General features: G+C 53.1%; 16 protein-coding genes and 1 pseudogene. 4 read left to right on the forward strand and 13 right to left on the reverse strand.

Going from position 1 to position 18,938, the window contains the following annotated elements:
• Positions 1-16: 16 nt before the first annotated feature.
• Both BUE18_RS10095 and BUE18_RS10100 read right to left on the reverse strand, forming a co-directional pair.
• Complete coding sequence (locus tag BUE18_RS10095) at positions 17-367, reverse strand: 4Fe-4S binding protein (protein ID WP_139264672.1); 351 nt, start codon at positions 365-367, stop codon at positions 17-19.
• A 9-nt stretch (positions 368-376) separates the two neighbouring features.
• Positions 377-583, reverse strand: a complete 207-nt coding sequence (locus tag BUE18_RS10100; RefSeq protein ID WP_139264673.1) for a hypothetical protein — start codon at positions 581-583, stop codon at positions 377-379.
• A gap of 240 nt (positions 584-823) precedes the next feature.
• Here BUE18_RS10100 and BUE18_RS10105 point away from each other — a divergent pair, with 240 nt between their 5' ends.
• Entirely contained in the window at positions 824-2,611 is a 1,788-nt protein-coding gene (locus tag BUE18_RS10105; protein WP_073475366.1) for an acyltransferase family protein, read from the forward strand.
• Positions 2,612-2,637: 26 nt separating this feature from the next.
• On the opposite strand, the gene BUE18_RS10110 is transcribed toward BUE18_RS10105, so the two are convergent.
• Together BUE18_RS10110 and BUE18_RS10115 are read right to left on the reverse strand one after the other, a co-directional pair.
• The gene (locus BUE18_RS10110; protein ID WP_073475368.1) at positions 2,638-3,855 is read right to left on the reverse strand and encodes an MFS transporter; all 1,218 of its coding nucleotides are present in this window, start codon (positions 3,853-3,855) and stop codon (positions 2,638-2,640) included.
• Between the two features lie 71 nt (positions 3,856-3,926).
• On the reverse strand, positions 3,927-4,562 hold the full coding sequence (locus BUE18_RS10115) for a TetR/AcrR family transcriptional regulator (protein WP_073475370.1): 636 nt from the start codon (positions 4,560-4,562) through the stop codon (positions 3,927-3,929).
• 205 nt (positions 4,563-4,767) lie between these two features.
• On the opposite strand from BUE18_RS10115, the gene BUE18_RS10120 reads away from it, so the two are divergent.
• Positions 4,768-5,649: an alpha/beta hydrolase gene (locus tag BUE18_RS10120; protein ID WP_073475372.1), complete on the forward strand. Its 882-nt coding sequence runs from the start codon at positions 4,768-4,770 to the stop codon at positions 5,647-5,649.
• Positions 5,650-5,747: 98 nt separating this feature from the next.
• Positions 5,748-5,939: pseudogene (locus BUE18_RS27455) on the forward strand (hypothetical protein); the annotation flags it as partial.
• An 82-nt stretch (positions 5,940-6,021) separates the two neighbouring features.
• Here BUE18_RS27455 and BUE18_RS10125 read toward each other — a convergent pair.
• The 4 genes from BUE18_RS10125 to BUE18_RS10140 form a co-directional block, all read right to left on the reverse strand.
• Complete coding sequence (locus BUE18_RS10125; protein ID WP_073475374.1) at positions 6,022-8,445, reverse strand: efflux RND transporter permease subunit; 2,424 nt, start codon at positions 8,443-8,445, stop codon at positions 6,022-6,024.
• Between the two features lie 14 nt (positions 8,446-8,459).
• A complete protein-coding gene (locus tag BUE18_RS10130) occupies positions 8,460-9,071 on the reverse strand; it encodes a TetR/AcrR family transcriptional regulator (protein ID WP_073475375.1) in 612 nt (203 codons plus the stop codon).
• A gap of 98 nt (positions 9,072-9,169) precedes the next feature.
• Positions 9,170-9,793 carry a LysE family translocator gene (locus BUE18_RS10135; protein WP_073475377.1) on the reverse strand — a complete coding sequence of 208 codons (624 nt, stop codon included), beginning with the start codon at positions 9,791-9,793 and terminating at the stop codon, positions 9,170-9,172.
• A gap of 52 nt (positions 9,794-9,845) precedes the next feature.
• A complete protein-coding gene (locus BUE18_RS10140) occupies positions 9,846-10,652 on the reverse strand; it encodes an AraC family transcriptional regulator (protein WP_073475379.1) in 807 nt (268 codons plus the stop codon).
• 199 nt (positions 10,653-10,851) lie between these two features.
• Here BUE18_RS10140 and BUE18_RS10145 point away from each other — a divergent pair, with 199 nt between their 5' ends.
• Positions 10,852-11,916, forward strand: a complete 1,065-nt coding sequence (locus BUE18_RS10145) for an EAL domain-containing protein (protein ID WP_170868322.1) — start codon at positions 10,852-10,854, stop codon at positions 11,914-11,916.
• A gap of 414 nt (positions 11,917-12,330) precedes the next feature.
• Here BUE18_RS10145 and BUE18_RS10150 read toward each other — a convergent pair whose 3' ends face one another.
• The 5 genes from BUE18_RS10150 to BUE18_RS27890 form a co-directional block, all read right to left on the reverse strand.
• Entirely contained in the window at positions 12,331-12,837 is a 507-nt protein-coding gene (locus BUE18_RS10150) for a rubrerythrin family protein (RefSeq protein WP_073475382.1), read from the reverse strand.
• 273 nt (positions 12,838-13,110) lie between these two features.
• Positions 13,111-13,521, reverse strand: coding sequence for an MSMEG_6728 family protein (locus tag BUE18_RS10155; protein ID WP_211482796.1), 411 nt, complete (start codon positions 13,519-13,521; stop codon positions 13,111-13,113).
• Positions 13,522-14,077: 556 nt separating this feature from the next.
• Positions 14,078-16,246 carry a methyl-accepting chemotaxis protein gene (locus BUE18_RS10160; RefSeq protein ID WP_073475386.1) on the reverse strand — a complete coding sequence of 723 codons (2,169 nt, stop codon included), beginning with the start codon at positions 16,244-16,246 and terminating at the stop codon, positions 14,078-14,080.
• Between the two features lie 1,188 nt (positions 16,247-17,434).
• Positions 17,435-18,400 (reverse strand): nucleotidyl transferase AbiEii/AbiGii toxin family protein, encoded by a 966-nt coding sequence (locus BUE18_RS10165; protein ID WP_073475388.1) that lies wholly within the window; start codon positions 18,398-18,400, stop codon positions 17,435-17,437.
• Positions 18,397-18,938 (reverse strand): type IV toxin-antitoxin system AbiEi family antitoxin domain-containing protein (locus BUE18_RS27890; RefSeq protein ID WP_170868323.1); only part of this gene is annotated, 542 nt, incomplete at its 5' end. The genes BUE18_RS27890 and BUE18_RS10165, both read right to left, overlap by 4 nt.

Here is an 18,938-nt window from a genome sequence, read left to right on the forward strand (position 1 = left end):
GGAGGTTTTGACTTGATCAAAGAAACAGTTCCGGTTCTTTTCTAATCTGACAGGCGGCTTGCAATTGGCCGATCGCCCCATTGAAATTGGGGTCGGTCATTTGCTTCGCCTGGTTTGGGCAGAACTTGATGCACGCAAAGCAGATCATGCATTCCCATTTATTGATTTGAGAAACGTCGTCGGGATCAATGGCGTTTGCGGGGCATACCTCGGCGCAAAGCCCGCACTGTCCGCACTTGTCCATATCCGTTTCAGGAGTCAGGGAAACCACTGCTCGGGCCTGTTTGATCATACCCAGGTTGACTGGCTCCACATAAGGCGTGTTTCCCGGAATAGTGATTTTTTCCAAATTATCTATACTGTCCACGCCATCCAACTACTTTTTGATTTGCGCGCCGAAATCCTTGGCCGCCGCTATATCGTTCGCATCCGGCCTGCCGTGGGCGATGGGCCGCGAGGGCAGGGAATAGGAGTGTTCGGCGACAAAAGCCCCGCCTGCAACAGGGATAAATCCCTGCTCCGCCGCGATGTCATGGAGCTCCAGAAGGGCGTCTTGGTACTCCCGGTTTCCGTAAGTCACCACAAGAACCGCCGGAACGCCGCGCCCGGACAATTATCAACGAATTGAGGGGCAGCCTGGCCCGAAACCAGCGGCTTGCCTGGCGCCGGGGAAAAAGATCTTGAAAAATTGTTGATAGTACTAAATAGTTAGCCCGTCCCTAAGACGGCAGGCTTTAACCAACAATGCAAAAATAAAATTCGCAGACTGACAATAAAAGACTGCATGCTTCCATAGCTTCCTTTCGCGGCAGAGGTACGTCAAATGAACGCTCCCGCAAGGCGTTACGAGTTGGACTGGATTCGCGTCATGGCCATCCTGGCCGTGTTTTTTTTCCATAGCACCCGGTTTTTCGACCTGTGGGATTGGCATATCAAGAATGCGAACAATTACCTCTGGGTGGAAATCTGGAACAGCTTCATGACCACGTGGCTGATGCCCTTGTTCTTCGTCATTTCCGGCGCCAGCCTGTTTTACGCCCTGAGCAAGTCCGGCGGATTCAAAAAGTTCTATTCGGACAAGTTCTCCCGCCTCATGGTCCCGGTGGTCATCGCCGCATGCACCCACAGCGCCTTGCAGATTTATTTGGAACGGACTTTCAGGCATGTTTTTTCCGGGTCCTTTTTCTCATTTTACAAAATCTATTTTTCGGGCTTGTATTTCGAGCCGAACTGTCCGGGAAACTTTGCCTTCCATGGCATGCATTTGTGGTACTTGCTGTTTTTGTTTCTCTACTCCCTGCTTTGCTACCGCTTGTTCGTCCGCTTGCAGGGAAGCTGGAGCAACGGCCTGAAACGGCTGACAAGCCTGCTGTCATCGCCCAAGGCCATGTATCTTATCCTTCCCCTCCCTCTGCTGCTAATAAAACTGATCGTGCCGTCCTCCATTTTAAGCGTGGGAAGCGGCGGTTGGGGATTTCTGTATTATCTGTGGTTTTTAATCGGAGGGTTCGTAATTGCATCCGACGAAAACCTCATGGAGTGCATCAAGCGAAACCGGAATTTGTCGCTGGTATTGGCCGCCGCCTTTACCGCCGCATATCTATATTTGGTTTTTGGGGCTCTGGGCGGGGCGATTCCTTATGTAATCAGGCCTTGGGTCGCCCTGTTGCTGCGGTTTTGGGGGGCTTGGTTCTGGGTCCTGGCCATTCTGGGGCAGGGCATGCAGCATTTATCCTTTAATCGCCCCATACTCCGCCATTTAAACGAAGGGGTGCTGCCTTTTTACATCCTCCATCAAACGATCATCCTCAGCTTCGGGTATTTTGTCATGCCCCTGGAAATTGCGGATTCCGTCAAGTGGCTGATTGTTTTCATCGATGCGTTCGCCCTTACCGCCGGACTCTATTATTATCTGATCCGAAAACTTGACGTGCTCCGATTCCTGTTCGGCATGAAAACCTCCAAGCCGCTATTCTCCAAAGCAGGCAAAACAATCGTCCTGGCCGCCTTACATATAGTTTATGCTGGCATGATAGCCTTCTCCGCGGTCAACTGGCCGGCCGCGGCCGCAATCAACCGGGCGCCCATGCCCTTTGCCTGCGACGCGGATCGGGACGTTATCCTGGACGTCCGTAACATTACGGAAAAATCGCCAACCGGGGTGCGATTGGTAGCGGACCCCTCCGCCTCCATTGGACGGGCCGTTGAATTGACTGCCGGCGCCAGCGGCAAGTCTCTGCCCGCCCCGGAGGTATACGTGGAAATGCAGTATGAAGCCCCGGCGGGCAGGTATACGGTATGGCTGCGCGGCAAATGCAGCGTGGACGACATCTCAAGCGATTCCATCTGGCTGCAGTCGGACAGATGGATAGGGACTGGTTGGGGCTCTATGCTCGGCAACTGGCTGGATATTCATCCGGCGGGCGCCTGGGGCTGGGCCAGCAACGGGGACGATCCCAAATTCATCATTTTGAGGTCCGACGGCCCTCACACGCTAAGGATCCAACCCCGGCAGATCCCCCACCGGATCGATCAAATCTGGCTGAGCCGCTTTCAAAATCGGATTCCCGACTCGAACGAGCCGTTGCCGGAAGGGAAATCCGGCGAATAAGTGAAAGAGCGCCTGGGGCTGAACCCTCAGCTTGGCTTTTTAAGAAAATAGGCTATGGCCCCGGCGCAGGCCGTCAGCACGGAGCAGGCCCAGAAGGCCATGTTGAAATTGCCGGATACGTCCGCCAGCCAACCCGCCAGGGCGGGGCCGGCAATCTGTCCTGCGCCGAAAAACAGCGTGATGAATCCAAAGGCTTTCACCGCCTGCTCAGGCCCCATGTAGTCTCCCACGGCAGCCGACATGATGGTGGGGATGCTCCAGACAACCAAGCCGAAAATCACAATGGAGGCGTACAAAAAATAATCGGAAAGGTATACGGCGGCGAATGCATAGGCGGCCGTATAGGACGAAAAAGCAGCGATGATGGCTGCTTTTCGGCTGAATTTGTCGGACAACCAACCGAACAACGGGCCTGAGAATATGGACAAGGCGCCCACAATCGCCCAAAACCTGCCTGCCGCGCCCTCCCCAAAGTTCCGCTCATTCACCATGGCCGTGACAATAAAGGTCGCATAGACCACGTAGGTGACGCCGAAAAGAAGGTAAATCACGCCAAGATGAATCATGGTGCGCCGGGCGTCCGACGGATTGCAAGTATTATTCTCAGCCTGGCAGGATTGTTCAGCCGGCGGCTTTCCCAGGGGGGCGAGCCCCAACTCGCTGGGACGATTTCGCAACAACAGCCCGGCTATCAGAGAGACGACCAGAGAAATGGCGCCGATTATCAGCCAGCCCGTCCTCCAGCCTTCGCTCCCGCAGGTCATGATTATCCAGGGGACGAAAAGTCCGGAAAAGATAATGGCCATGCCGTTGCCTGAAATCATAATTCCGGCGGCCCGCCCTCTGGTCTCCGAGGTGAACCAGTGGGATACCAGCCCCATGAGCGGCACATTGGCCAGGCCGGAGCCGATCCCGGTGACGAAATAAAGGGCGAAGGCGGCAATAAAGGTGGAAGCCCAGCTGATGGCCATCATGGAAGAGCCCACAAGCACCAAACCCATGGTGATGGTCTTGCGCGCGCCCAGCAAGTCCACCGTGCGCCCGGCCGCCAGGACCGCCAGAATGTATCCGATGAAATTTCCCGTGCCGATGAGCCCCATCTGGGAATAATTCAATTTCAACGAGGAACTCATGGACGGCAGCAGCACGCCCAGGGAAAACCTTCCCAATCCCAGGCAGGAAAAGAGGGTGACAATCCCCGTAAGGCAAATGACCCAACTGTAATGAACTCGCTTTATGCCCATGCCCGTCCTCTGTGTTAAACGGTTTTTAAGATTCCATTAAACAGCTTTCCCAAACCCTGTAAAAGCAAAAATTAGGGGGCTGAGGAGGAGGATTCCGTAAATAAATATTTGAAAAGCATCTCCTCCAATTCCCCGATAAGCGATTCCTTGCCGGAATGTTCGCTCCGAAGCATCAGGCAATGAGTGATCGCCTCGCATGTCCGGTATGTAAGCTCCGCCGCAGCCTGTAAGTCCTCCACGAATAAAAGGTCCTTGTTTACGTTGAAAATTGCGGCGATGACATCGATGACCTTTTGATCTTCCTGACGGCTTAGCTCCATGATGTCTTCTTCCAGAAACATCAAAGGGAAAGCCGCCTTATGCAATTCCTTTTGCTCCATGTGGAAAGCGTAGTGAGCTTGAAGCAGTGCGCGAATGATCTTGCGCCCGTCGTCCGACCCGGAAAAAACAGTACCCATTATGGGCACGGCGTGCTCAAGCCCCTGCTGATAAAATTGCTGCACCAATTGGATCAGGATGTCCTTTTTATTATTGAAATAACGATAAAAAGTTCCTGTCGCCAGACCCGCGTGCGCGGCGATTTCATTGCCGTTGGTTTTATAATAGCCCTTTTCCACAAACAGCGCCTTGGCCGATTCCAGCAGCTTGGCCCGGGTTTCCTTGCCCCGCTTTTGCACAGGCTTGCGCGCCTTTCCAGGCTTATCCATGATCCGTTTTCCTTTCAGATATTTGACCCTATATAGCACGATTTCGCCCTTTTAATAAAAGGGTGTTGAAATATTGAAAACATGATAATTATATCACATTTTCCTTGACGCGCCTCCTGATTTGCTTCATACAAAACATGATATATTTATCATGTTTTGTATGGGCGGCCATGTGCAACGAAAAAAGAAGAACGGGGAGAGGCCTATGAAGAGGGAAAACATGCGATTCAAATCGCAAGGGCTGGAATGCGCGGGATGGTATTATAAGACTGCCGGCAAGGGGAAATCCCCCTGCGTGGTTCTCGGCCACGGCTTTGGCGGGGTAAAGGAAGCCCGGCTTGACGTTTATGCAGAAGCCTTTGCCGAAGCCGGGTATAACGCCCTGGCTTTCGACTACCGTCATTTCGGGGAGAGCGAGGGAGAGCCCCGGCAAATCCTGGACATCAAAAAACAGCATCAGGACTGGCATGCCGCCATTGCGTTCGCCAGAAGCCAGGAAGGAGTGGACCCGAATAAAATCATCCTTTGGGGATCGTCTTTTGCGGGAGGGCATGTGATCCCCGTGGCTATCAAGGACGGTAAAATTGCTGCCGTCATCTCCCAGGTTCCCAACCTGGACGGCTTGGCCACTGCCCGCACCAACGGAGTCGTTCACGCCCTGAAACTTTCCTTGGCTGCAAGCCGGGATATTCTTAGGTCGGTCCGCGGAAGAAATCCCTACTACATTCCCATTGCCGGGGAGCCGGGAGAATTGGCCGCCATGACCGCCCCAGGCGCCAGGGACGCCGTTGAAAAGCTCTTTCCCCACGATTTTAAGCCCAACGAAGACGTGGCCGCGCGCATTATTCTCCATGTGCCGTTTTACTCTCCGGGCGGGCTGGCGCGCAAGATGTCCATGCCCTGGCTGATTCAAGCGGCGGAGCATGATGCCGTCACGCCCGTCAAGCCTGCATTCAAAGCCGCAGCCAATGCGCCCCAAAGCAAACTGATCACCTACAAGTGCGGGCATTTTGACGTGTATCTTTCCCCCCTGTTCGAGCAGGTCATCCAGGATCAGGTCATGTTCCTCAAAAATAATGTGAATTAGCGGGGAGTCGTCATTTAGCAAAAAAAGACCCAGAGCCCCCTGCCGGGACCCATCGCCGTTTTTGAACACGGTTTGACAAATTTCATCAAAAACCGGAGGCGGCTGCGGACGCAGGGGAAGATCTGATGCGAGAAGTGAACCATCCTCTGCATTTAAAGGACCTTGGCGTTCCCGAAGACGGCCCGGTGGAATGCGCCATCCACGCCATGGGAGACGCCGTCAGCCTCTACAACGCACGGCCAATCTCTACCCCGGAAGAAATTTTGGAGCTCTTCAAACAGGTTTACTAATCCCAATTATCATAAAAAAATGGGCTGCGGCCTCCCGCAGCCCATCACTCAATGGCGATAATAAGGTCCTTCGTTCCAGTCGTCAGGCCTCAAGCGGTTCATCGGCTTTTATGGACGCGGGCCTTCCATACATCACCGTCAGCAAGGCGGGGGCCAGCAGCAGGTCGGCGGCCAGGGCGAACAGGACCGCGCATCCGGTCAGCAAACCGAAATAGACGTTGCAGCTAAGGTAAGCGGTCATGTATATGAAAAATCCTCCGCAAAGCACTATGCTGGTGATGGTGATGGCCCGGCCCGCTGTATGCAGAGTTCCGCGCACGGCTTCCTCCACTTTATGGGAGGCGTCCAGGCCTCGCCGAAAATGATGCAGAAAATGGATGGTGTCGTCCACCACCAACCCCAGGACAATGCCTCCAAGCATGATGCTGAACATATCCAGGGGAATTTCCAGATAACCCATGACTCCAAAAATCATGACAATGGGAACCACGTTGGCGATCATGCTCAGGAGCCCCAGCCCGAACCGCCCGATCATGATAATCATCAAAAGGGTTATGACCAGCAAGGCAAACACATAGCTCTTGGCCATGCTGGTGATGAACAGCTTGGTTATGCCGATAAAAAGAGCCATATGGCCGGTAAGCGCGACAGCCTCTTGAGGAAACTGCCGCACCAGATATTCTTTTACAAGATCCACGTAATCCTTATACAGGATGGAATCCGTAAAGGGCGCTAATAGGGACAACCGGGCGATTTGATACGTGCTGTCCGCAAGCTCCTCCAGGTCGTCGCTGCCGCTGGATTCAAAAAGGATCAACTCCTGGGCGATCAACTCCCGATCGTCGGGAACCTTGTAGGCTTCGTCGCGATCCTCGTTTAAGGCCCGGTTGGTTTCCTTTAAGGCGTCGGCGATCGACGAAACCTTTCCGGCCCGGATGCCGTGGGCCGAAATATGGGGAATATCCTCGCCCGCCTGGGCCAATCGCGCCAGCAAATCAGGGTCGTGGAACCCGTTTCGCCTTCCGGAATCAATCACCACCTCCAAAACCACCGTCCCGCCGTTGGTTGCATCCATGACGTCCGTGCCGATCCGGGCCTCCGAGCTTGGCGGCAGCCACTTCATTGCGTTGTGGGAAAACTTGACGTTCATGGCGCCCGCTCCGGCAATAATGGCAGCGGCGGACCAGATCAGAATTATCGTTACAGGCCTTTGGGTGGTTAGACGGGTGAGACCGTCGAAAAAGCGGTCCATCACGGAAGGCTTTCCCGCCGTTTTTTTGATCGGCTGCTTCATGGGAAAAACCGCAATCAGGGCGGGCAGCAAAAAGATTGTATAAACAAAAGCCAGCATCACGCCCACCGGCGCGATATAACCCAATTGGGCGACAACGGCCACGTCCGCCCACACAAAGGAGAACAGGCCGCAGGCCGTGGTCAGGCTGGTCATTAAAACCGGAAGCCCGGTACGCCCCACGGCCTGAATAATCGCCGCACGCTTGTCTCCGCAGCTTTGATGGTTTTGATAAAACAGGGTCAGAATATGCACCGAGTCAGCGATGCCCACCACAATCAAAAAGGTCGGAAGAATCTGAATGGCGTTGGTGATGGGAATGCCCCACAACGCCATAATGCCAAAGGACGACAATAGGGAGAATACAACCACGATTAACGGGAAAAAAACCCCGGAAACCCGCCGGAAAAGCACAGCCAGAAAAAAGATAATCAGCAAAAAGGATAACGGGATCATCAGGCCCAGATCCTTTTGGATGCCCCGCTGGATTTCCGCCACAAAAACCGGCGTGCCCGCATAATAAAAATCAACCCCCTGGCCGCGGTATCTGTCCACAATGCCGCGAATGACGTTATCGATCTCCACGTTTTGTTCGTTGCTTAAATAGTTCCCGGGCGGCTTTTCAATGGGAGCGACAGCACTGTCAAACCCGTCGAATACGTCGCCTTCCGCCGCTTTGACGATAGCCTGGGCCTTGACGATGATCATGGCCATGGAACGGTCCGGCGCAATGAGCAAATTATCGTAGAGGGGATACCGGTCGATCAGGTTCAGGATGCGGCGGCGCTCCTCCTCGGTTTCCGGAGGCTCTGGCATCAGATCCTCCACAATAAGCGTGTCTCCCTCCGCCCGGACCACCCGCCCGTTAACCAGGCTGTTGACCTCGTCCAGGTAGGGAGCCTCGTCCTCCAACTCCCTGTGCATTCGGTTCATAATCGCCAAAAACTCCCGGGTCAGGCCTTTTTCCGGGCGCATGCCGATGATGAACATGTCGTCCTGGCCGAACTGATCGCGAAATTCGTTGTACGCAATGAGCATGGGGTCGGTCTGGCGGAAAAAACTCTCCTCCCGGGTGTCCATGGTCAACTCAGGCAGTTGCGCGGCCAGAAAGACGGTGGAAGCCAGGATAACGGCGATGGTTATAAACCAATGGGCGTATACCCATTTGGCAATATGCGTAAAAAGGCTTTCCAGTTTTTGATGCGCTGCGCTCATGGTTGGGCCTTCCTTTATGGGGTTTGCCGCCGGGTGAGGCCGGACAGGGTTTGCCGGATCATGGCCAGAACGGCCTCCGCAGCAACTTCCGGTGTCATGGACGCGTCCCGAAAAAACATGACCAAAACGCCGAAATACTCCATGAACAGCATTTGAGCCATAACGCCGGAATCCACCTCCGGCGCCAGGCGGCCTTCCTGCTTTTCGCACTCGATCAATCCCACGACGTAATTCAGAAAGTCGGACATCTCGCTGGCAATGCTTGGAGTCTCTTCGTCCGACTCAAAAACCGTGCGGCTTATGAAAAAGCGGTACAGATCTCGATTGCCCGCATAAAAAGTGAACATGCAGCGCCAGATATGGGCGATCCTTTCCGCAAAATCCCCCTCTTGGGGCATGCTTGCAACAGCGCGCTCCACGGCCCGTTCAATATCCTCGGAAAGGACCGCCTCCATCAAGGCGCATTTGTTCTTGAAATGCACCACCACCGACGCCGGCGAAACCCCGGCGTTTTTGGCAATGGCGCGCATGGTGCATTTGTCCAGGTCGGTTTCCAGGAACATTTTTTTCGCCGCTTCCATAATGAGGGAGCGGGTTTGGCGTTTGGACGCTTCCCGGCGGTTCATGGCTGGTCTCCTTTTTAAGCATGTTTTTTCAATAAACATGTTTAATAAAATCCCAAGGGCCTGTCAAGCGCTTTGTTTCAGCCCCGGTTGAGCCCGGGTCAGGCAACACCGCGCCTGGCCAGAGCCAGGCTCACTCCCGCCACGACCATCAAGCCTCCCGCTCCCCGGAAAATGGGCTGCAGGGCTTTTTTGTTTTGCAGAAAATTCCTGGCGCTTCCCGCCGCCCACGCCCAGGCGGAGGCTACGGCAAAGGTGACCGCTAAAAAGGTGGGAAATATAATGGCGAATTGCAGCCCCCAAGGGCGGGACGCATCGATGAACTGGGGCAAGAACGCGGTGATGAAAATCAGGCTCTTGGGATTGGGAATCGTAACGATCAGGCCCTGGGTGAAAAGATTTGACCCGGAAGCCGTCGGCTCGTCAAGCTCCAGGGGGGCGCCTGCGCCTCTCCATTGTTTGAATCCCAGATAAACCAGGTAAATCGCCCCGGCCCAACGAAGCCAGTCAAAGGCTTGGGCCGCGGCGCTCAGCAGGGAGGTCAGGCCGACTGCAGCGATGATCAACTGGACGGCGACTCCCGTGGTTTCTCCCGCCACCGTGCATAAGGCGCGCCTCCAGCCAAACGATATGCTGTGGGCCACGGCCAAAATCAGGCTGGGGCCGGGCAGGGCGATCATAATGGCCGTGGCGGCGACAAAAGCAAGGTATACGTGCATTTCCATGTTTCTTCCTCCTTAATGGTCTGGAGGAAGGATATCCGGAACTCGGACGGATTTATTGTACGAAATTGACGCGGTATTCCTGGGGGGTGACCGTGGTCATGGCCTTAAAATGGCGGTGGAAATGGCTTTGGTCAAAAAAGCCGCACTCCAGGGCGGTTTCCGCAATATCCCAGCCCCGCCTCAAAAGCTCTCGGGCCTTCTCGATCCGGCAATTCATGCGATAGGCGTGGGGCGTTATGCCGACGGCGGCCTTGAAGCTGCGTAAAAGCGTATAGGGGTTGACGCCCAAATTTCCGGCCAGGGAATTGAGGGTGAAATCCTTTTGCAGATCCTGCGCCAGAATCATTTTCAGGTCTTTGATATTTTCCCTGCGCTGATTCTCCTTACCCGGGCTTAGGCATGCTTTGGAAAAAACGCTGCAAGCCAGGTCGAACAGCATTTGCTCTTTTTCCTGCAGATGCGCTTTTGTGTCCATGAGGCGGCTGACGGCCTCCCGGTATTGCTCATACAACGGTCCGTCGTCTATCCTGTTTTTCTCCATCTTCACAAAGCTGCTGACCTCCCATAGGGATTGCTGAACCTGAAAGCACCAGTCCGTACTAAGGTGAAGCATGGAGTAGGTCCGGGCCTTCTCGCCGTCCGGGTTGCAGGCGTGGAGAAGGTCGGGATTCACCACCACCAACGAGCCGGGCGCCAGGACGGCCTCCCGGCCCTTGATCTGGTAAATCGCCTGTCCTTCTTCGATCGCCCCGATGCTTAAGGTGCGGTGCATGTGGGGCTTGAAGGCGAGGTCGCTGCTGGAATAGCGAAGCTCCGCAAAAGGCATGCGTTCATCTTTGAAAAAGCGTTCTTTTCTCATTTTTCTTCCCAAATCGGCAATGCGTAAAAGCCGGGCTTTTCCTGCGGGAAAACAGGCGTAAGGGTTCTTTCTTTGTTTTACGGCCTGGAAACGCAGCCAGTCAATACCGGAAAATCATGGAAACGGTATTTGACAGGAAAAACAAAAAAATGCGAAATTATAGGCGGTTATCCCACTAAATAACATGGAAGGCGGCAGTATGAATAAATGCAAGCGCTGTGAATGTTTACCTCAATACATGGAGCAAGCTGGCGTGCTATATCTTTCGCCGCCCATGGAGCCTACCTTTAAATCCATTGAAAAAGCCCTGGAGAACGAGCCTTTTCGATTGAATCAAGAAGACAAAAATATCTTTGAGATTCCCCTGGACGGAAATAACGCCAAGCGGCTTTTCCGAGGCCTTCAACGCTGCCTGAACGACATGGAATTGGCGGATACAAAATGCCTTTTTCTCCCCCAGGGGGCGGCGTTTGGCATTGAACACATGGTGAAAGTCACAGCATTGGGCGAATTTATATCTGTCTGCGATAATCGTTGGTTTACCGACCTGTTGCGGGATGAACGCCTGGAATCCTGGTTTCAGCCCATCGTCCATGCAGAGAGCCCAACGGAGGTTTTCGCCTATGAATGCCTTATACGGGGAAAAAGCGAAAACGGCGAAACCATATTCCCCGACGCATTATTTGGAATGGCGCGGTCAAGCGAGCTTTTGTTCTTTCTGGATCGTTTGTGCCGTCAGACGGCCATCAAGGACGCTTCCAAACATAACATATCCGCCAAGTTGTTTATTAATTTCAATCCCACCTCCATATATAATCCCGTGCATTGCCTAAAAAGCACTCTCAGGACCATCAAGGAATGCGGCGTTTCTTATGATCAAATCGTGTTTGAAGTGGTGGAGACGGACAGAATCCAGGATGTCGAACACCTGCTGACCATTGTCAGTTTTTATAAAAACATGGGCTTCGGCCTGGCCCTGGACGACCTGGGCGCAGGATACAGCTCCCTCAACCTGCTACATCGCATTCAGCCCGATTTCATCAAGATAGATTTGGAGCTCATCCGGGATGTGCACAAAAACGAGTCCAAAGGCGTTATCGTCAGAAACCTCCTGGCCATCGCCCGGGATCTGGGCATTCAATCCATTGCCGAGGGCGTAGAACAAATTGAAGAATGGCAATGGCTGAAAGCCAATGGCGCCGACTACACCCAAGGATACCTCTTGGCCAAGCCCTCACCCGTGCCGCCGGATCCTGCCATGTGACCGCATAAAAAGGGACGACTGCTCCTGCCATGAGCCGTAAAAATTTAACAACAGGCCTCCGGCGGATGGCTATCTTGAAAAAAAGCTCCGCAAAGAGCTTCATAATGGCGCAGCGCGTAAAAACAAGAGGGTGCAAAAAGGGCCTGTCATCAGGGCCTTGCGCGGCCCCTACGCCCCGTAGCCGCGCGGTTCCCGCGCCATGCTGTTCCAGGGCTTGCCTGCTTTGGGGGGGACGCCATCGGCAGGGTTGTTTGCCTGCAATGTTGCGAAGCCAAAAAAGGCGCGACCCGGATTGACGTCCGAACCTTATAGCTGTCTTCGTTCTGGCCGAGAATTCCCAAGTCTTCCTATCGGCATTCCCGAGCATCCCTATGGGGGAGTTAAGAACCTTTAACTCCCCATAAAGAAGTGTTTTTAAGGCGTCACGATCTTGAACTTCTCTTTTGGGGCGCCGCAAACAGGGCAGGCATCCGGGGCTTTCTTGTCCGTCACGTAACCGCAGACCTGGCAAACATGATACTCGCTTACTTTGTCCTTGATGACATCGTAAATGGCCTTTTCGTAGAGTTTGGCATGGTACCCTTCGGCATCCCGGGCATGGCTGAAGGCCAAGGCGGCGGCTTTTTCGCCCTCCTCCTCGGCGATTCTGAGGAATTCGGGATACTCGTTTTGGCTGATGGACTGCTCTTTTTTGAAGGATTTCATAAGGTTGGTGTCTGTGTCCTTTACAATGATTTCCTTCAAAAGGTTCATGTGACGCGTGGCGTGCACTCTTTCCGCCTCTGCAATGGCCTTGAAAAGCAAAGCGATCTGAGGAACTTCCTCTTCCTCGGCTCTTTCCGCAAAGGCCAGAAGCCGAAAATAGGCCTTGGCTTCCCCAATAAAGGCATCGTAGACGTTCTTTTTGGTTTGTTCCTTCATTCGCTCCCTCCGGCTGGTTATTAAAGGTGGTACTCACATAACGGATAACAAGTTGTTTTGATAAAATAAGCAAAAGTCGAGTTTTGTCCAGATATATTTATTTAGCGTAAGGTAGAAGAAAATTTTGTAGTACACAAATTTTTTTATGAACCATTATTGGGCTTGGCCGGCCATAATTCCTGGAAGGTTGTATAGGGAAACGCCCCTGGATTTGTCGCTGGGCGTTGGTTGAGGATAAGAGGGTGAGACACAGCCGGGGGGGGCGTGGAATTTTCAAACGGGCCAGAAGTAGGGGAGGTTGTCCGGCTCCTTCCATCCATATTGACCATAAAAATGAGGGTCCTTGCGCAACAGATTGGAGCGATGGGAGGCGTGCAGACGCTCGTCGCCAAGCCACCAGGGGGTGATGATCTCATCGTTGCCGCCGCCATCAACGCCATAAGGCATGGAGTTTTGATATCCCCTGCGCACCCACTCGCGTATGACTGCATCCCGATATACCACCAATGCCGCCTCAAAGCCGGTCCACATCTTGACTGCGGGATGGTTACGCCACCCGCTCCCATAAAGAATGGTCCGGCGAATGGTCTCTGCCTCCACCCGCTGCTTGCCAAGCCTGCGATAGTCCAGGACCCTGGCGGAACGATCAAAATCCGCGTATGGCAAAAAGGTTTGCATACGCATAATTATAAGCTCGGACGGCAAGCAGAACAAGTCAAAAAAACGGAAATATGGGCCGGTTGAATACGGTCCCGGCGGTTGACGCCGTTATGTAATTGCGGGGTTTTCCCTCCCTGTAGCCGCGAGGTCCCCTCCCCATTGTATTGATGGTTGATGCCGTCATGTAGTTGCGCGGTCCCCGCAATTGTAGCCGCGCGGTCTCCGCGCCCGTGGTTGCGAGGTTCCCTCGCCGTGTAGCCTCAGGGCTTGCCCTGCTCTTTTGTCATTCCTGCACACGCAGGAATACAGGGGCCTTTTTGGGGGTGTTTTTGACGGGGTATGCAAACGTAGAAAAGGTATATAATTTCCTTGATGCGTGTCCGAGAATCCAATCTCAACACCGCCAATATTGGCTCCAACTATCCCCCAGATGAGTTATATTCATCCATAAATAATATATAATTTCAATAGGATATGTAGTTGCTGTTTTATTAAGGGATGTCCCCTAAAAAACATGGGATGTCCCCTTAAAAAAACAACTCAACTCGAGAGGGCGAATTGTCCGGCAAGTGCTTGACTTTTAGAGTTTGGGCTCTGCGGTTAGCCTTTTGACCGGCGAAGTCTTCGGGCCTGTCGCAGATACCGGGGGGACCGATTGGTTGACAACCGGTTCAGTCCCTCTCTGTTTTCCGGACTGGCCGCCCACAATCGTCACCAGTTCGGCAACCATGGCCTTCATTTGCGCGGCCTGTGCGTTCATCTTTTCAGATGCACTGGCCGACTCTTCTGCATTGGCTGCATTCTGCTGAACGACACGGTCCATTTCCGTAACGGCCGTATTTACCTGACCGATACCCTGGGCTTGTTCCGTGGAAGCTGAGGCGATCTCTCCAACCAGTTCGGCCGCTTTGGTCACGCTTTCAGCGACTTTCTGAAAAGCTTCGTTGGTCGAACTTGACAGCGCAGACCCCTCGCCGACCTTTTTTACCGTTCCTTCGATCAGTTCAGCGGTATTCTTGGCCGCATCGGCTGCCCGCATCGCCAGGTTGCGCACCTCGTCCGCCACGACGGCAAATCCCGCACCGGCTTCACCCGCGCGCGCCGCCTCGACAGCCGCATTGAGCGCCAGCAGATTGGTCTGAAAGGCGATCTCATCGATGGTCTTGATGATCTTGGAGGTCTCCTCGCTGGCTTTGGTTATGTCTTCCATGGAGGTCGTAAGTTTGCGCATGGAACTGTTCGCGTCGGCCACAACCTGGTTGGCTTCCGTCATCAGACTGTCGGCCTGGCTGGCGTGATCGGCATTTTGCTGGGTCATGGCGGACATTTCTTCCAGGGAGGCGGAGGTTTCCTCGATAGATGCCGCCTGCTGCGAAGAACCCTCCGCCAGTTGCTGGCTGGAGGATGACACCTGCCAGGACGCGGCCGCCACCTGATCCGAGCCATTGTTGAGTCCGGTAATGATCCGGCTGATGGGCTTGGTGATCGAGCGGGAAAACAAAAGGGCTACGCCAATGATCGCCGCAATACCGATCACGGCAACGATCCCAGTCAGCCAGTTAAGGGTATGTATGGCGGCAAAGGCTTCGGCTTCATCAATTTCGGCCAGCAAAGCCCAGGTTGTGCTGCCCACCGCCAGCGGCGCGTAAGCGGAGAGCACCGGATTCCCGTTGTAATCTATGACAATGCTTCGCCCGGTTCTACCACTGAGTGCTTCGCGACTGGCTTGTGTGTCCACCTTCCCCTTGTCGGGGTTTTTAAAAGATGCGACCACGCTGTGAAATTCTGGGTCGAGGTATGAATCGGACCGCATCAGACCGTCTGAGCCGACAAGGTAGGTCTCCCCGCTTTCTCCCATCCCGGAGCGCTCACCCATGATGGTGTTGAGAACATCGATAGGAAATTGAAATATGGCAACACCAACCTTGGCGCCCCCATCATAAATAGGCGAAGCCACAAAACCGGCGGGGGCTTCATAGGAGGGCGGATACTGAGCGAAGTCTGTAATAACGATTGTGTCTTTATTGCTGGCTTCATTCGCCATGCGAAATGCTTTGGCAAAATTCGTATGCGCATAGGCGCCATCAATGAGTGAGGTTGCGTAGTCAAGTTCTTTGAAGACTGAATACACGATATCGCCCGTTTGGCTGTCTATGAGGAAAATGTCGTAGTAGCCGAACTTTTTGAGATAACTTCTTATGATCGGATGGTATAGGCTGTGAAGCTCGCTGTATCTGGAATGATCAGAGGATCGATTCAGCTGGTCCTTTGAACCCAAGGGGTGACTATTGACTTTTATATAGTGATACTGTAAAGCAAGCCCCTCACTGTCCAGGTGATCAAAAAATCTTTCGACGGCTGGTACGCTGCCAGGGTTCTGGTTGCGGTATTCTTCGGCAAAATCTTGCGAGTAGTAGGTGAATAGTTCCGACCCCATAGTTTTCAGGTGTTCTGGATTGATTTTGTTCTCTGCGATGAAACTGTCGAAAGCCTCATCAAATTGCTGCATCGCCGTGATGATCATCCTGTTTTCAGAAAAGGTGATCATCTGATCCTTGATGGTTTGAAGGTATCTTTCGACTTGACCCTTTTTCACATCCCTCAGGCTCTCCAGTTGCGCAAATGCCTGTTTCTCAAGGGCGGTACTGGCTTTGCGCAATGAACAAACGCCAATGACCGCAGAAGGAATAATACCCACCAATAGGAAAACAATCATAAGCTTGGCGCCGAGACTAAAGCCTTTAAACATTTTGTCACCTCTTCGCGTTGAAAGTTAAAAGGCATATTGGTGAAACTAATTTATACCCGGGAGTATTCATTCAAGATTACATTTTTTAAAAGTATCTATCGTTTTATCAGGTAGATAGTCATCAATGCCCTACATCGATTGCAAATAGTGTACCGAATTGAAAAGACTTTCCATAAATCATAAAAGTGGATTGGAATCGGAAAGTAACGAGCAGGATAGATTGGCAATTGCGCAGATAGGAAAAGTCTTTAGCCGGGGATATCGGAAACTGTCCGGTAACTGTGGAAAGGGTTTTCAGAATTTAATGCCTTAGATTCTGCACCAGGTTGCGTCTTTATCCACCACTGTTCACTGGGTGGTGGCTTTGGCAGGCTGCGTTGATAATAGTTATTAGGACTGCAGATTTTGCTGATAGTCCTTAGTAAAAATTTGTTTGTCGCAACCATGGTATGTTGTTGGTATTATAGGCAACCTTTCCAAAATGCCCATATATTATGACACTTCACATCAAGGTGGGGGATAGGGGGGTGGCGACGCTAATAAACAAGAAACGCCTTCAGGGATTGCTCCCTGAAGGCGATATAAAAAAACGGCCTAAGCCGTTGAAAACAAAATAAAGGGGCTTCTTATGACCGCCCTTTTTTTTAAGTGGCGTCCCCAAGGGGATTCGAACCCCTGTCGCCGGCGTGAAAGGCGATACCAACCAAACGGGCAAGAGCAGGAAAACATTATAAAAAGGTGTTATATCAGGTAGTTGCGTATCTTTTTGAAAAAACCTTCACATACCCCAAAGTACCCCAAAATCCCCCTCTGAGGAAGGCGTCTACTTCCTATTTACTTCCTTGAGGGGTGGCGAAAACCCGCGAAAAGTATGTCTTGAAGTTGAAAACGAAGCAGCGGGCCAGAAACCAAGCTCAAACAGTGTGTTTTCGTAATCAGGAATTTCATCAACTGGAAACCGTTGGTATCAAAGGGTCTCTGACGATTTCTACTTCCCGGTCTACTTCCTCGGTTGGGTATTCGACAATGCGGCAGAGCAAACGGCTAACACTATATATCAATATAATCATGTTGTTACCGTCTATCCATAAGGACTGGTCGCACTATTTCGGCTATTTGAAAGATTAGTGTTCGGCTAAATGAAAGGTTTGGCCCGGATCGACTAATGGATAGGAAGGCCGATAGGGTTCATACCCCCTTATGCTTCCGAACATTTACCGCCTTCCACTCCAGTAATGGATGGTCACTCAGCCTCACCACCAGGTCCGCGTCATTTGTCAACAAAGCCGGGTGGATTTCCCCGTGGTCCAGCAGCCGATCCAGGAACTCCATCTCGGCGTCGGTGAACGGAAACAGAAAGCCCAGAGCGCCCTTTGTTTCTTCCACCAATCTCCTGCCGTATTCCTCGGCGGTTTCCGCATCCTGAGCGGCGATGGTCCGCAGGGTGGGCGTCAACTGCCGGGACAATTCCTTGGGATCGAAATCCACGTTGTCCAGTTTGATCTGCCTCCAGTCCTTGCGGTTCATGGCCCCGTAGGCAAAAAAGGCGGCGCGGACCTTTACCCTGTCCAGGCCGAGTGCCATCATCTGGTAGCAGTCGAACAGGTCCCGGGCTTGGTGTCTTGAAAACAGGGCAGCCAATTTCCCAGCCGCGATTTCATGCACGTTCAATACCGGAACATTCTTAGCCGTCCATGATCCGACGGTCCTGGAATCCATGATGGACACCGGCCACAGGGGGACGCGGAACATGAAATTCAGGTCCACCTCCAGATTGCCGGGCTGACCCAAGGCGCTTTGGTATCCCAACACCCATTTGCCGCCGGCGTGATCCTCGGGCATGCGTTTGACCGTGAAGCCCTCTCTGGAAAAGACGGCGGTCAGCGCCTGCTCCATCTTGGGTCGGTCCTTCAACATTTCCTCACACCCCGGTTGGGCCACATAGTTGAGGTCGATGTCCACGGACAATCGCGGTACATTGAGGAAGAACAGATTCAGGGCGGTGCCGCCTTTGAGGGCGAGCTTGCCCTTCAGAAACGGATGGTTCTGGAACGAAGCCAGCAGATGCAGAAGCATGACCACCTTTTCCAGCAGGTCGGGCCGAAAGCCGGTGCGCTCTGCCTCGGCCATCAATTTTTCTGGGGATACTCTCATGCCATTTCTTCCCACGTTCGATGGAGGACGTCTTCGGGCACCATCAGGTTCCAGTCCTTGACCAGCGTGCCGGATTTTCGTTTGGATCGGTCCAGGTAATGGGGTTGCCGGGGACGCAATTTTCGCAAGGGCGCCAGGTGTTCATCCTCCACCATCAAGGCTTCGCGGTGCTGGTCCAGATAGAATCCGACCCGGGCGGCGGTGGTGGCGTTTTCCAACAAAAGGGCGTACTCCACAACTTGGTCAAGATTGAAAAATTCCACCAATTCCAGGGAACGCCAGATTTCTTCCCATGAACCGGAAAGGTCCGGGCGGTCCATGACATCCACCAGGGTCCGTTCAAGATTCGTGACGTGAAGGGTCACCCCCCTGCGCTCGGCCGTTTCCACCCCGAAAAACTCAGCGCCGTTCTTCACCAGGGCCTTGGGCATGGTCACGCAATGAAATTCGAAAGATCGGAACCGCAACGGGACGGATTTGGTGCGGGACAGGTAATGAAAATCATTCCTCACCGTGTACGCCTTGCCATGGAATTGAA

Source organism: Desulfatibacillum alkenivorans DSM 16219, from assembly GCF_900142135.1.
GTDB lineage: Bacteria > Desulfobacterota > Desulfobacteria > Desulfobacterales > Desulfatibacillaceae > Desulfatibacillum > Desulfatibacillum alkenivorans.

Coding starts and splice junctions, on each gene's coding strand:
- BUE18_RS10105 (WP_073475366.1), top strand. CDS start 824: ATGAACGCTCCCGCAAGGCGTTACGAGTTGGACTGGATTCGCGTCATG.
- BUE18_RS10110 (WP_073475368.1), bottom strand. CDS start 3,855: ATGGGCATAAAGCGAGTTCATTACAGTTGGGTCATTTGCCTTACGGGG.
- BUE18_RS10115 (WP_073475370.1), bottom strand. CDS start 4,562: ATGGATAAGCCTGGAAAGGCGCGCAAGCCTGTGCAAAAGCGGGGCAAG.
- BUE18_RS10120 (WP_073475372.1), top strand. CDS start 4,768: ATGAAGAGGGAAAACATGCGATTCAAATCGCAAGGGCTGGAATGCGCG.
- BUE18_RS10125 (WP_073475374.1), bottom strand. CDS start 8,445: ATGAGCGCAGCGCATCAAAAACTGGAAAGCCTTTTTACGCATATTGCC.
- BUE18_RS10130 (WP_073475375.1), bottom strand. CDS start 9,071: ATGAACCGCCGGGAAGCGTCCAAACGCCAAACCCGCTCCCTCATTATG.
- BUE18_RS10135 (WP_073475377.1), bottom strand. CDS start 9,793: ATGGAAATGCACGTATACCTTGCTTTTGTCGCCGCCACGGCCATTATG.
- BUE18_RS10140 (WP_073475379.1), bottom strand. CDS start 10,652: ATGAGAAAAGAACGCTTTTTCAAAGATGAACGCATGCCTTTTGCGGAG.
- BUE18_RS10145 (WP_170868322.1), top strand. CDS start 10,852: ATGAATAAATGCAAGCGCTGTGAATGTTTACCTCAATACATGGAGCAA.
- BUE18_RS10150 (WP_073475382.1), bottom strand. CDS start 12,837: ATGAAGGAACAAACCAAAAAGAACGTCTACGATGCCTTTATTGGGGAA.
- BUE18_RS10155 (WP_211482796.1), bottom strand. CDS start 13,521: ATGCGTATGCAAACCTTTTTGCCATACGCGGATTTTGATCGTTCCGCC.
- BUE18_RS10160 (WP_073475386.1), bottom strand. CDS start 16,246: ATGTTTAAAGGCTTTAGTCTCGGCGCCAAGCTTATGATTGTTTTCCTA.
- BUE18_RS10165 (WP_073475388.1), bottom strand. CDS start 18,400: ATGAGAGTATCCCCAGAAAAATTGATGGCCGAGGCAGAGCGCACCGGC.